The 12,273-nt window shown below is 70.1% G+C and carries 10 protein-coding genes and 1 pseudogene; 7 read left to right on the top strand and 4 right to left on the bottom strand.

Annotated features, from left to right (window positions below; genetic code table 11):
* Positions 1-476: 476 nt before the first annotated feature.
* Positions 477-1,211: a hypothetical protein gene (locus tag KBX63_RS31830; protein WP_210917723.1), complete on the top strand. Its 735-nt coding sequence runs from the start codon at positions 477-479 to the stop codon at positions 1,209-1,211.
* Positions 1,212-1,254: 43 nt separating this feature from the next.
* On the opposite strand, the gene KBX63_RS31835 is transcribed toward KBX63_RS31830, so the two are convergent.
* Positions 1,255-1,848, bottom strand: a complete 594-nt coding sequence (locus tag KBX63_RS31835) for a PadR family transcriptional regulator (RefSeq protein ID WP_210917726.1) — start codon at positions 1,846-1,848, stop codon at positions 1,255-1,257.
* 53 nt (positions 1,849-1,901) lie between these two features.
* Between KBX63_RS31835 and KBX63_RS35725 the strand changes: the two genes are divergently transcribed.
* Positions 1,902-2,585, top strand: coding sequence for a DUF998 domain-containing protein (locus KBX63_RS35725; protein WP_247663757.1), 684 nt, complete (start codon positions 1,902-1,904; stop codon positions 2,583-2,585).
* Between the two features lie 429 nt (positions 2,586-3,014).
* Here the strand turns inward: KBX63_RS35725 and KBX63_RS36140 are convergent.
* Both KBX63_RS36140 and KBX63_RS31845 read right to left on the bottom strand, forming a co-directional pair.
* A pseudogene (locus KBX63_RS36140) lies at positions 3,015-3,140 on the bottom strand (helix-turn-helix domain-containing protein); the annotation flags it as partial.
* A 133-nt stretch (positions 3,141-3,273) separates the two neighbouring features.
* A complete protein-coding gene (locus KBX63_RS31845) occupies positions 3,274-4,179 on the bottom strand; it encodes a LysR family transcriptional regulator (RefSeq protein ID WP_307871916.1) in 906 nt (301 codons plus the stop codon).
* A gap of 129 nt (positions 4,180-4,308) precedes the next feature.
* Here KBX63_RS31845 and KBX63_RS31850 point away from each other — a divergent pair, with 129 nt between their 5' ends.
* A complete protein-coding gene (locus KBX63_RS31850) occupies positions 4,309-5,247 on the top strand; it encodes an SDR family NAD(P)-dependent oxidoreductase (RefSeq protein ID WP_210917731.1) in 939 nt (312 codons plus the stop codon).
* A gap of 163 nt (positions 5,248-5,410) precedes the next feature.
* Here the strand turns inward: KBX63_RS31850 and KBX63_RS31855 are convergent, their stop codons facing one another.
* The gene (locus KBX63_RS31855) at positions 5,411-5,869 is read right to left on the bottom strand and encodes a hypothetical protein (protein ID WP_210917733.1); all 459 of its coding nucleotides are present in this window, start codon (positions 5,867-5,869) and stop codon (positions 5,411-5,413) included.
* A 253-nt stretch (positions 5,870-6,122) separates the two neighbouring features.
* On the opposite strand from KBX63_RS31855, the gene KBX63_RS31860 reads away from it, so the two are divergent.
* The 4 genes from KBX63_RS31860 to KBX63_RS31875 all read left to right on the top strand — a co-directional run bounded on the left by KBX63_RS31860 (position 6,123) and on the right by KBX63_RS31875 (position 12,211).
* On the top strand, positions 6,123-7,697 hold the full coding sequence (locus tag KBX63_RS31860; RefSeq protein WP_210917736.1) for an MFS transporter: 1,575 nt from the start codon (positions 6,123-6,125) through the stop codon (positions 7,695-7,697).
* Between the two features lie 92 nt (positions 7,698-7,789).
* Positions 7,790-8,569, top strand: coding sequence for a thioredoxin family protein (locus KBX63_RS31865; protein WP_210917739.1), 780 nt, complete (start codon positions 7,790-7,792; stop codon positions 8,567-8,569).
* 87 nt (positions 8,570-8,656) lie between these two features.
* The gene (locus KBX63_RS31870; protein WP_210917741.1) at positions 8,657-9,154 is read left to right on the top strand and encodes a hypothetical protein; all 498 of its coding nucleotides are present in this window, start codon (positions 8,657-8,659) and stop codon (positions 9,152-9,154) included.
* Between the two features lie 186 nt (positions 9,155-9,340).
* Positions 9,341-12,211 carry a glycosyl hydrolase gene (locus tag KBX63_RS31875; RefSeq protein ID WP_210917744.1) on the top strand — a complete coding sequence of 957 codons (2,871 nt, stop codon included), beginning with the start codon at positions 9,341-9,343 and terminating at the stop codon, positions 12,209-12,211.
* Positions 12,212-12,273: the final 62 nt, after the last annotated feature.

Consider the following 12,273-nt stretch of genomic DNA (forward strand, 5'->3'; position numbering starts at 1 on the left):
CTCAGCCCCGACGAATACGAGACCGCCTGGCATACCCGCCAGCACGAACCAGCCGCGCCACCTATCGTCACCCCTGCGCCAGCCGGCAGCAGGTAACCACCGCTCCATCAAAGCGGGGGGAACTCACCGGCCGGAACCCGCCTGATCGCCCGCCGGGAACGACCACACCCCGGCGCACAGTTGTCGCTGTTCGACACCGTCAACGGCATGCGGCACCAGGTCATCGCCACCGACACCCCACCGCCACCACCGGCCGGCCACCCATCACCAGGTTGACCAACGTCCCTGGGCAGTACACCTAGCTAGCCGCGGGAGCCGGCGGCGCCTGCATGGCCCGCGCCGCCGGCCCCATCGCCCATCCGCGGACCAGCATCCGAGTCGCCCATCCGTTGACCCGCAAACCCCGCAAGGACGTGATCAAAGATGACCGTTAGCGAGCCAGCCTCGTTCGCGGCGTCATCGGTGCCGGCCTCTTCTTGGTCGCCGTTCCGGCGCTGCTGTGGGCTACGGGTGGGAACCCTCTGCGCCGGCTGCCGGCCTGGTCGCAGATCCCAGACTGGTTCGAGCGCTCCAGCGGACGGTTCACCCCGGACTTCCTCATCGGTGCGGCGCTCTGGGCGATGTGGCTGCTGTGGGGCGTGTTCACACTGCTCCTGCTCGCCGAGATCCTCGCGGCGGTGACCCGGTGGCGCATCCCCATACTCAAGCTGCCGGCCCCGTTACACCGGCTCGTGTTCGGTTTGGCCGGCACCGCCGCGCTCGCCGTCACCCCCGCAGGCTCCCTCGACGCGGCGGTACATCCGGATCAGCCGGCCACACCCGCCGCCGCGACCGAACGCGCCGACGTTCCCCGGCAAGCCGCAGCCCGTGGACCCGCCATCATCCACGTCGCCGACCAGCGTTACCTCTACACCGTCGAGCGACACGACACCCTGTCCAAGGTCGCGAAGGAGTGGCTCGGCGACGCCGGCCGCTGGCCGCTGGCCGGAAGTCTGCCGGCTCAACAAGGACCGCCACTTTCCCGCCGGCGGTGTCCTGCGCGACTGCGACCTCATCTACCCCGGCTGCGAGCTTCGCCTACCTGCCGGCGCAGGCCCCCACAACCGCCAAACCAGCTTCGCAAGGTCACGACCTGGCGATCGCTGCGACCGCCGGGCGTATGGCCGAGATGGGCCCAACTTGTCACGGCCTACCCGATTCGGCCCGGATGACCCGCACGATGGCGCCCGCAGGAGGTCAACGCGTGAGCTCGGGTCAGCCGGGCCAGACCGGGGCGCCGTCAACGAACGGCCAGGTGATTCGTTCGGCCCGCAGGTCCTCGACCAGGTTCCGGACGTAGGTCAACTCGGCTGCCACGACCTGGCGCTGGTACTCGGACTCGATAGCGAACAGCCTGGGCAGGAACCTGGTGACCTGGGCGATCTCCGCGTCGAGCATGGTTAGTCGCTCCTCGAGCCGAGCGACGCGGGTCGTCAGTTCGACGATCGCGGCCGGCGGGGCGAGGTTTGGTAGGAACGACAGCGCGGCCGGGAACTCCGGGTACTCCAGTGCCGGTGTCGACAGCATGGTGCGCAGCCACTCGCCCAGTGTCGTCCGCCCAGCGTCGGTGATCCGGTACGTGATGCGTTCCGGCCGGTTGTCAGTGCGCTCGGTCGACGCGATCTCCGCGAGACCGTCGCGGACCAGCCGCTGGATGGTCTGGTAGACGCTGTTGCGCTGGCTCACGTTGACCACGTCGTCCTTGCGACGTTCCTTGATCAGTTGCTGCATCCGGTACGCGTGCATCGGCTCCTCGACGAGCATCGACAACAGGGCCAGCGCGAGGACGGAGCGGCGTGGTGCGGACATCCATTGAGCGTAGCTGTTGACACGATACTAGTCATAAAATGTATAGTCATTCCATGGCTACTTCGACAGCACTCCGTATCGACGTCCTCGACCGACCCGTCCGATCAGCCCAGTGGCTCGCACTCGGCGCCGTGGTCGGGCCAGTTCTGTTCACTCTGGCCTGGCTGCTCCTCGGCTTCGTGAGCACCGGCTACACCCTGTTCGACCACCGGTTCACCGACTACTCGCCGATCAGTCAGCCAATCAGCGGGCTGGGCATGGGCGCCACCGCCCCATACATGAACACGGCCTTCGTCGTCACCGGCCTGATACTGATCGCCGGCCTCGTCGGCGTCTTCCGCACCGCCAGAGCCGCCGAGCGGCCGACGCTGCGCCGCACCACCTTCGTACTGCTCGCTTGTACCGGTGCGGGTCAGGTGGTGTGCGGCGTCTTCAACCTCGAAGCGGTCATGCCCCACATGCTGGGCTTCGTCCTGGCGCTGGGCACCCCGATCGTCAGCTTCCTACTCGCCGGTCTCTACTTTCGTCGCATCCCCGACTGGCGACGGTTCGGCACCCTGCTGCTGCTCGGCGGCCCGCTCACCCTGGTGCTACTCGTCGCGTTCTTCATGACGTTTCAGCCCACCGCCGACGGCGCCGAACACGGCATCGCCGGCCTCGTCCAGCGAGCCGGCATTCTCGAGGTCCATGCGTGGTTCGCCACGATGGGATGGCTGGCGTACCGGCGCCGGCAATAGGCAGCGTCCCGGACGGGTGCAGCGCCGCGGGCGGTTTCCAGCGGTCGTCGCGACAGGGGTCAGTCGACTTGCCCTGGCCGACGATGAGGTTGCCTTCCCAGTGGACCGGTACGGCCCGGTCGACGACCTCGACCGGTCGGTCAGCGGGGCGTCCATCTTGGCCAGGGTGAGCTGTCCGTTGCGCCAGCGGAACGCCGAGCGGGTGTACTCCGCCGACGCCCGAGACTTGCGCTTGGACTTGAACCGCGGGTAACGCGACCGCTTGCCCCAAAACGCCGCGAACCCGGCTTGCAGGTGCCGCAGGGCCTGCTGCAACGGCACGGAACTGACCTCATTGAGGAACGCCAGATCCTCGGTACGCTTCCACTCAGTCAGCCACGCCGACGACTGCACGTAGATGCTGCGCTGCCGGTCAACCGCCCACGCGCGGGTGCGCGCATCCAGCGCCAAGTTGTACACCTCGCGCACGCATCCGAAGATGCGGTTCAACTGCTCAGCCTGCTGCGGGATCGGATAGAAGCGGTACTTGTACGCCCGCTTCACCACCTCACCCACGCCTCACATTTTAACCAGTAGTTCACGTAAGCCCATCCCTGACGAGAGCGGCGTTTCCTCCCCCGCCTGAAGGCAGGGGTATCCACGCCGCGGCACCGATGAGCGAGGCTCACCTCGGCCGGGCGTGCGCGGCTCAGCCGGTCTCGGTCAGGTCGGTCGTTGCCGCGAGTTCGGTGACCACGTCCAGGAGCCGGTGCAGGGCGGGTGAGGTGTTGCCCGACAGCCACACCACCTCGGTGCGCGCGACGGCGCCGGTCAGCGGCACGAACACCACGCCGGTGCGGCGAAGGCTGCGTGCCGAGCGGGCGAGCCGGGTGACTCCGATTCCAGCGGCGACCAAGCCGAGGAGGCTCTGCACGTTGGCCTCCTCCTGGACGACGTCCGGGACGAAGCCCGCTTCGCGGAACTGGTCGTCGTAGGCGCGGTGCCAGGGTTCCCAGGAGCTACGCGGGGTCATCACCCACGGCTCGTTCGCCAGGTCGGCGAGCTTCAACTCGGCGCGCTCGGCGAGCGGGTGGCCCTCGGGCAGTACGGCGCACACCGGTTCGGTCGCCAGAGTCCTGGAGCGCAGGCCGGGGGCGAGCGGGGTCCGGGTGAAGGCGGCGTCATAGCGGCCGCCGAGGACACCCTCGACCAGGGGCGCGATGGTGGTGGAGTCCGTCGTCAGGCGAAGGTCGGGGAGTTGGTCACGCACGGCCCGGACCACCGGGGGCAGGAGATGGTTGGCGACGGAGGTCAGGAAGGCCAGGCTGAGGTCGCCAGCCTCGCCCCTGCGGGCCCGTTCCACGACGGCGACGGCCTCGTCGGCGCGGTCCGTCACGGCGCGGGCCTCGGGCACGAACAGGGCGCCGATGTCCGTCAGGGTGGTGCCGCGGGTGCCGCGATCGAACAGCTTCACCCTGAGGAGGCGTTCCAGGGCGGTGATCTGCTGGGACAGCGACTGCTGAGCGATCATCAGACGGGCGGCGGCCCGGGTGAAGCTCAGCTCCTCCGCGAGGACCAGGAAATACCGCAGTTGGCGCAGCTCGGGGGTGGTCACAGGGACAGACTGTAGCCATGCCAGGAAGCGTGTGTTGGGCGCTTCGGAGGGTGCCGCGCACGATGGTTTCGGACCACGGCGAGCGTAAGAGCCGTAACGAAGCGACAAGGAATCCGAGGAAAGCCGATCATGAATGCACCTCGCGTCACCACGCCCTTCGGCGCCGCATCCACCGCCGATGACGTCGTCGCCGGTGTCGACCTCACCGGGCAGCACGCCGTCGTCACCGGCGCCTCGTCGGGCATCGGTGTGGAAACGGCCCGGGCCCTCGCGACCGCGGGCGCCGCGGTGACCTTGGCGGTACGAAGCGTGGCGGGCGGCGAGCGGACGGCCGAGGACATCCGCGCCACCACGGGGAGCCAGCTGATCCGGGTCGCTCCCCTGGACCTCTCCGACCAGGGGTCGGTCGCCGCCTTCGTCAGCGCCTGGGAAGGCCCCCTGCACATTCTGGTCAACAACGCGGGGGTGTCGGCGACCCCGGAGACGCGGACGGCGGAGGGCTGGGAGCTGCAGTTCGCGACCAACCACCTCGGGCACTTTGCGCTCACCAACGGGCTGCACCCGGCCCTCGCCGCGGCCGGAGGGGCCCGCGTGGTGTCGCTCAGCTCGATCGCACATGTGCAGGCACCGATGGTCTTCGACGACGTCGACTTTCGCGAACGCCCCTACGACCGCCTCCTCGCCTACGGGGAGTCGAAGACGGCCGCCGCGCTGTTCTCGGTCGAGGCGAACAGGCGTTGGGCCGGCGACGGCATCACCACCAACGCGGCCAATCCGGGCGCGGTCAGCACCAATCTGGGGCGTCACCTCACTGAAGGGGACTTCGCGCAGCTTCCGGCGTACGACTTCAAGACCCCGCAGCAGGGCGCGGCCACCTCCGTGCTGCTCGCGGCCTGGCCGCAGCTGGAGGGCATCGGCGGCCGGTATTTCGAGGACTGCGACGAGGCGCCGCGCTACAACCCCGAGACGCCGCTTCGGGGTGTCGCGGACCACGCGCTCGATCCCGCAGCAGCCGAGCGACTGTGGCAGGTGTCGCTCGACATGCTCGCCGACGCGCAGCGCGGCTGACCGGAGCTTTCAGCACGATGTTCAACGGCAACAGCGGCGCCCGACCGCAGATCCGCTCCTGCACCGCCGGCTGACACCCCGGACAACGACCGCCCTGGCGGACGGCCACTGACCCGGTCGTGCCGGGCAGCGACGCTGCCCGGCACGATGCACGCCACGGCCGTCAGCCGCACCATCCCGACCTGTTGCCGCCGGCGTTGGAGTCCGTCGGTGGGTAGTAGATGTTGCCGATGACCCAGATGCACCTGCCGCTGGCGTAGGCGTTCACCGGACCGGCGTAGTACCTGTAGGTGCCGTGGTCCCGGTCGTTCGCCGCCAGCAGTCGGCAGTTGCTGGTGCCGGATGAACAGACCCACAGCTCGATTGACATGACCTTGCTGACGCCCCACGTGTTCGCACTCGACACGGTCCGCGCGCAGTTGTATCCGCCGCTGTAGTAGATCTCGACGTACCCGTACTTCGTCGAACCGTTGATGGCCACGTCTCCGTACAGGTCGAATCCACCGACCTTGGAGCCTGAACATGTACCGGTCGCGGCCTGCGCTGGCGGGCTGGCGAGGAACGCACTCCCGGTTGTGCTCAGGACAAGCGCGGCGAGTACCGCGATGACTCGCGATCGCAAGGTCGTCAATGGTGTCTCCGTGCTCTCGGTGCCCCGCTGGGAGGCGGTTCAGGACCGGCACAGTCAACAGTCGTCCGCAACCGCGGACCAGTGATTCGAACTGGGTCGAATCCCCGCTGGTCACCGCCGCTCTGGGGCCCGCGCACACGTTGTCCGACGCCGGTCGGACGGAAGCTGGTTGCGTCTGCTCGACCAGCCCGAGTTCGCGCCCGCCGACCTGCTTCGGCACCCGGCCGGAAGGACAGGTATCAGAATGCGCAAGTGGCTGCCGCTGCTGACGGTCTGCCTGGGTACGTTCATGCTCCTGATCGACGTCACGATCGTGATCGTCGCCCTGCCCGACATGGTCGACGACCTGGACGCGTCGTTCCGGGCGATGCAGTGGGTGATCGACGCCTACGCCCTCGCGCTGGGCGCACTGGTGCTCGGCGCCGGCTCGATCGCCGACCGGGTGGGGCACCGCCGGGCGTACGTCGTCGGGCTCGCGCTCTTCGCGGTCTCGTCGCTGCTGTGCGGTCTCGCGCCGACCTCGGGCGTGCTGATCGCCGCGCGCGCCGTGCAGGGCGTCGGCGCAGCGGCCATGTTCGCGACCACGTTCGCCCTGCTCAACAGCGCCTACGCGGGTCGTGACCGGGGAAGCGCGTACGGCATCTGGGGCGCGGTGGCGGGCGCCTCGGCCGCTGTGGGCCCGATCCTCGGCGGGCTGCTCACCGAGGGCGCCTCGTGGCGCTGGATCTTCCTGGTGAACCTGCCGGTCAGCGTCGTCGCCATCCTGCTCTGTGGCAGGACGCTCCCCGTCGCCCACGCGGCGGTTCGCGGCAGGATCGACGTCGCGGGCATGGCGAGCTTCACCGCCGCCGCGGCCTGCGTGACGTACGCACTCATCCGGGCGAACGAGGACGGCTGGTCAGCAGCCACCGTCTGGTGGCTGCTGGTGGTGGCCGCGCTCCTGCTGGCCGGGTTCGTCGCGATCGAGGCGCGCACCCGGCACGCCATGTTCGACCTCGGTCTCCTGCGCAACCGCTCGTTCGTCGCGGTGCTGCTCGCCGGTCTGCTGCTGACGTTCGCGGCTTTCACCACCCTCACCTACACCTCGATCTGGCTCCAGTCCGTGCTGGGACTGAGTCCGCTGGCGGCGGGGCTGACCGGCCTGCCGATGTCGGTCACCGCGTTCGCGGTCTCGGCGGCGCTGGGTCGGGTGCTGCACGGTCGTCGACCAGATCTGGTGATCGGCTCTGGTCTGCTGTTCGTCGGCCTCGGCAGCCTGCTGACCGCGGCGCTCGTGCACGGTCCGGCCAGTTGGCCGGCGCTGCTGCCGGGGCTCGCCCTGATCGGTGTCGGCGTCGGCCTCGCGACGCCCATCCTCGGCTCGGTCTCCATGGCCCTGGTGCCCGCCGAGCGCGGCGGCATGGCCGCCGGGGCTGTCAACACCACCCGTCAGCTGGGCTTCGCGTTCGGCATCGCCGCGCTGGGCAGCGTCTTTACCGCCCAGGCGCAGACCACCCTGGCCGGACGTGGCATTCCGGACCCGGCACACGTGGCGCACGCCATCGCCGGCGGCCAGACACCCGGCCTGCTGCGTGCCACGCCGGCAGCCGGGCGGCAACTGCTGGACAGCGCGGCGCACGCCGCCGGGGTGGCCGGCGTGCAGGCGACCTTCGCCGTGGCCGGGGCCGTCGGCATCCTCGCCAGCGTGCTCGTGGCCGTCCTCATGCGACCCGGCAGACCGCGCGCCGCCGCCTCGGCCGAGCGTCCGCCCGTCGCGGACGGGGGCGGGACGGTGCCCCGAACCCGGGACACTCCCGCTCGGTTCGGGACCGGGCGGTAGGCGGGAGGACGCGCGGCGAGGGGCGGCAGGCATGGTCGCGGCCGTAACGGGAACCGGAGATCGGCCAGCAGGACCGACGGAGGAGACGCGCCATGACGGACGCATCGAGCACCGGGGCGATGCGTGCCCACGTGCCGGGTTCGCCGCCGCGGGCGCGGGACGTCGCGCCGCCGAACGGTGGCTTCGCCGTCGTGGAGATGTTCACCTCGCAGGGCTGCTCGAGCTGTCCTCCGGCGGAGGAGCTGCTGACCGAGATCGAGCGCGACGCCCGGATGCGGGGGCAGCCGGTCTTCGCGCTCGGCTTCCACGTCGACTACTGGGATGATCTGGGCTGGCCCGACCGGTTCGCCGACGCGTCGTACACCGCGCGGCAGGAGGCGTACGCACAGGCCTTCGGCTCCGGGCGCCTGTACACCCCCCAGATGGTCGTCAACGGCACCGTCGAGTTCGTCGGTTCCGACCGTCGACGGGCGGCGACGGCGATCGCGTCCGGCCTGACGTCGGCAGCCACCACACCGCTCAGACTGTCGGTCCAGGACTACGGCGCAGGCACGGGTGCCGGGCAGCGGGTGGTGCTGGGCTACGAGACCGCGCGGCCTCCGCAGCGCGCGGTGCTGAACGTGGCGATCGTCGAACGCGGCCTGCAAAGCGAGGTCCTCCGGGGTGAGAACGCCGGTCGGACGCTCCGGCAGGACAACGTGGTGCGCGCCTTCACCTCGTCGGGTCTGGACGTCGAGCGTGGGCAGGTGGAGCTGGAGGTGCCGCCAGATCTTGATCCTCGGCAGGCCACGGTGGTCGGTTACGTGCAGAACGACGGTGACAAGGCGATCGTCGCCGCCGCCGCGGTCGACCTGTCCGCCGTCGCGGGATGAGAGTGGGCTGATGGCGGTGCCTGATCGGGCGTCACGTCACCATGGCGCGCTGGCAGAGGCGGCCTCGCGAAGCTAAGGTCCGAGAGCATGTCGGGGTGGAGGCGAGCGCTCGGAATTCTGGCGATCGGGCTCTTCCTGGTCGGGTGCTACGGCTGCTTCACCCGGAGTTTGCCGGTGTGGCAGATCGTTGCCCTGGGCGCCTTCGCGGTCTTCGGCGCGGTGCTGTGGACGGCGCTGACGGTGACGAAGGCGGTTCGGGAACGCGGTCCCGCCCAGGCGACCGCTACGGCGTACCTGGACGCGCTCGTCGCGGCCGAGTTCGCGGTCGCGTACGAGTTGCTCGCCGAGCAGCGCCGGCAGGCCAGCGACCTGCCGACGTTTTCCGAGCTGCACTCCGGTGGCCAGCGGCTCACCGGCTATTCGGTCGAGGGGACGACGATCGTCGGCCCTGGGCGACCTCGTGCCGAGGTACGGACGCAGGGCCGCTTCGGTGATGGCGAGGTCGCGCCGCTGCAGCTGCTGCTGATCCGGCAGGCCGACGGCCAGTGGCGGGTCGCTGACTGGCACACCGGCGAGCGGTGGTAGGTGAGCCAGGGTCGCGGGCGTTCAAATCGCGACATCAGCACGCAACCCACGGGACACATTGACGGGAGTCATGACCCTCGATTACCGTGCGGACTGAGAGAGCGCTCTCTCACCGCACCTTCTCCTCAATTCAGACAACGTGTCGGAGCCGGCGAGGCCGGCATCCCGGCACGCGATGGAGGCACCGTGAAACCTCCCGTCCCCCACCGCCGTTGGGTCCTGGCCGCCACCACCGCCCTGACCCTGGTCGTCGGCGGCCTCGCGATGTCCGTCACCCGCCCCGCGGAGGCCGCCCCCGTCGGCGCCGGCAGCTACACCACCACCCCGGTCGGCCCGCTCCCCAGCGGCTGCGGCTCGATGTCCAGCAACCCCCGGCAGTTCGCCACCGCCAACGCGCCAGCCGGTGCCATCCCCACGAACGACTGGTGGTCGTCCCTGCTCTGGAAGCGCACCGACTGCTCCTTCAGCGAGCCCCTGCACGCGCACCCGATCTCCTACGACACGTTCGGCGACGGCCTCGGCTTCTCCGCCAACTCCACGCCCGCCATCAGTGGCACCGCGACCGGCGTCGGGGAGTACCACTACCCGTACGTCCAGGACATCCGGGTCGGCGTGGCCGGGCTCGGCGCACCCCAGGTCAAGGTGGACGGCTGGACCGACTGGACGGTCAGCCCACACTGGAGCGACGGAGCGCGGACGATGCGTGCCACCATCGGCCACGGCCTGCCCTTCGCGTACTTCCAGACCACCGGCGGGGACGCGGTGATCAGCGCGACGGGCACCGCCGACGTCTGGTCCAACAGCGGCGCCACCGTCGGCTTCCGGGTCAACGGCCACGACTACGTCGGGTACGCCCCCAACGGCGCCACCTGGACCGTCAGCGGCGGCCGGATCTCCTCCACCCTGGCCGGTCGCGGCTACTTCTCCGTCGCCCTCCTGCCGCCGACGTCGAGCACGGCGGAGCGCGCCGACCTGGCCGCCACCTACGGCAGGTACGCGCACGCCCACGTCACCGGCACCCAGGTCTCGTACGCCTACAACCCGGCGAGCAGCGGGCTGACCACCACGTACGCGTTCACCACGACCGCCCGGGAGGGAAGCGCCACGCAGACCGTGGTCAGCCTCTACCCGCACCAGTGGAAGTCCCTGACCGGCTCCACGCCGATCACGTTGACCTACCCGTCGGCGCGTGGCCGGATGAAGGTGCTCACCGGCGTCAACCAGTTCCGCACCGCCATGAAGTTCCAGGGCGTCCTGCCGGAACTGCCGGCCGTCGGCGACAGCAGCGGCGCCGACCTCACGACGCTCACCGGTCACCTCGCCGCCACCCGGGCGAACCCGATGGACCAGCGCGGCGGCGACACGTACTGGACGGGCAAGGGGCTCGGCCGGGCCGCCCGGCTCGCCGAGGTGGCCGACCTGGTCAACGACACCGCGACGCGGGACAGCGCGCTGAACGCGATCCGCAGCACGCTCACCGACTGGTTCACCGCGTCGAGCGGCAAGACCTCGAAGGTCTTCTACTACGACGGCAACTGGGGCACGCTGATCGGCTACCCGGCGTCGTACGGCTCCGACCACGAACTCAACGACCACCACTTCCACTACGGCTACTACATCGCCGCCGCCGCGACGCTGGCCAAGTTCGATCCGGCATGGGCGACCAAGAGCCGTTACGGCGGCATGGTGGACCTGCTGATCCGGGACGCCAACAACTACCGCCGCGACGACACCCGCTTCCCCTACCTGCGCGACTTCGACATCTACGCCGGCCACGACTGGGCGTCCGGGCACGGCTCGTTCGGCTCCGGCAACAACCAGGAGTCGTCGTCGGAGGGGATGAACTTCGCCAACGCCCTGATCCAGTGGGGGCAGGTGACCGGCGACACCGCCGTCCGCGACGCCGGCATCTTCCTCTACACCACTCAGGCCGCGGCCATCCAGGAATACTGGTTCGACGTCAGCGACCAGAACTTCCCCGCCGCCTTCGGGCACTCGACGGTCGGCATGGTCTGGGGTGACGGCGGCGCGTACGCCACCTGGTTCAGCGGCGAGCCGGAGATGATCCAGGGCATCAACCTGCTGCCGGTCACCGGCGGACATCTCTACCTCGGCAACAACCCGGCCTACGTACGGACCAACTACGCCGAACTGGTGCGCAACAACGGTGGGCCGCCGACGGTGTGGCAGGACATCCTCTGGCAGTTCCAGGCCCTCGGCGACGGCGACGCGGCGCTCGCGAACCTCCGCGCGAACCCCAACTACACCGTCGAGGAGGGCGAGAGTCGGGCACACACCTTCCACTGGATCCGCAACCTCGCGGCGCTGGGCACCGTCGACACGACGGTGACCGCCAACCACCCGCTGTCGGCGGTGTTCTCGCGCAACGGAGCGCGCACGTACGTGGCGTCGAACCCGACCGCGACGGCGATCACGGTGACGTTCTCCAACGGCACGACGCTCGCCGTGCCGGCCGGACGGACGGCCACCACCGGGGCGTACACCTGGAGCGGCGGCAACGCGTCGGGCGGCCTACCGCCGGTGACCCCACCGCCAACCGACCCGCCGCCCACCGACCCACCGCCCCCGTCGGGCTCCCCGACGCGGTACCTGCTGCCCGGTGGCGGGCTGGGCGCCGCCGGCGGCGCGGCCACGACCACGGTCGCGGCGGCCAACGGAAACCACGACGGTACGCCGACCAACGCCCAGGTCTTCACGGCGACCGGCCTCAACCTCGCCTACTCGGGCGGCCAGACCACCTTCGACCTGTTCGTGGACGCCGGCACGGCCGTCGGTAACGGCGTGCAGGTGCGGATCTCCTACGACCTGACGGGCAACGGCAGTTGGGAGCGGGTGGAGACGTCGCGCTACTTCGCCACCGACCCGGTCCCCGGCTACGAGCACTACACCCAGAACGCCGGCCTGGCCTCGGCCACCGGCACGTTGGGTGCCCTGAGCAACGGCACGGTCCGGGTGGAGGTCTGGTCGGCGATCGGCAACAACCCGAGCACGGTGGGCATCGGCAACCAGTCGGTGCTCCGGCTTCCGTACGCCTGATCGACCCGCCCGCGCCGCCGCCGGTTCGGTACAGCCGGCGGCGGCGCGGCGCACGCCCCATG

The organism is Micromonospora sp. U21 (assembly GCF_018070045.1).
Lineage (GTDB): Bacteria > Actinomycetota > Actinomycetes > Mycobacteriales > Micromonosporaceae > Micromonospora.

Bases quoted from the DNA above. Each gene is read 5' to 3' on its own strand.
- KBX63_RS35725 (WP_247663757.1), top strand. From the start codon at position 1,902: ATGGCTACTTCGACAGCACTCCGTATCGACGTCCTCGACCGACCCGTC.
- KBX63_RS31860 (WP_210917736.1), top strand. From the start codon at position 6,123: ATGCGCAAGTGGCTGCCGCTGCTGACGGTCTGCCTGGGTACGTTCATG.
- KBX63_RS31865 (WP_210917739.1), top strand. From the start codon at position 7,790: ATGACGGACGCATCGAGCACCGGGGCGATGCGTGCCCACGTGCCGGGT.
- KBX63_RS31850 (WP_210917731.1), top strand. From the start codon at position 4,309: ATGAATGCACCTCGCGTCACCACGCCCTTCGGCGCCGCATCCACCGCC.
- KBX63_RS31870 (WP_210917741.1), top strand. From the start codon at position 8,657: ATGTCGGGGTGGAGGCGAGCGCTCGGAATTCTGGCGATCGGGCTCTTC.
- KBX63_RS31835 (WP_210917726.1), bottom strand. From the start codon at position 1,848: ATGTCCGCACCACGCCGCTCCGTCCTCGCGCTGGCCCTGTTGTCGATG.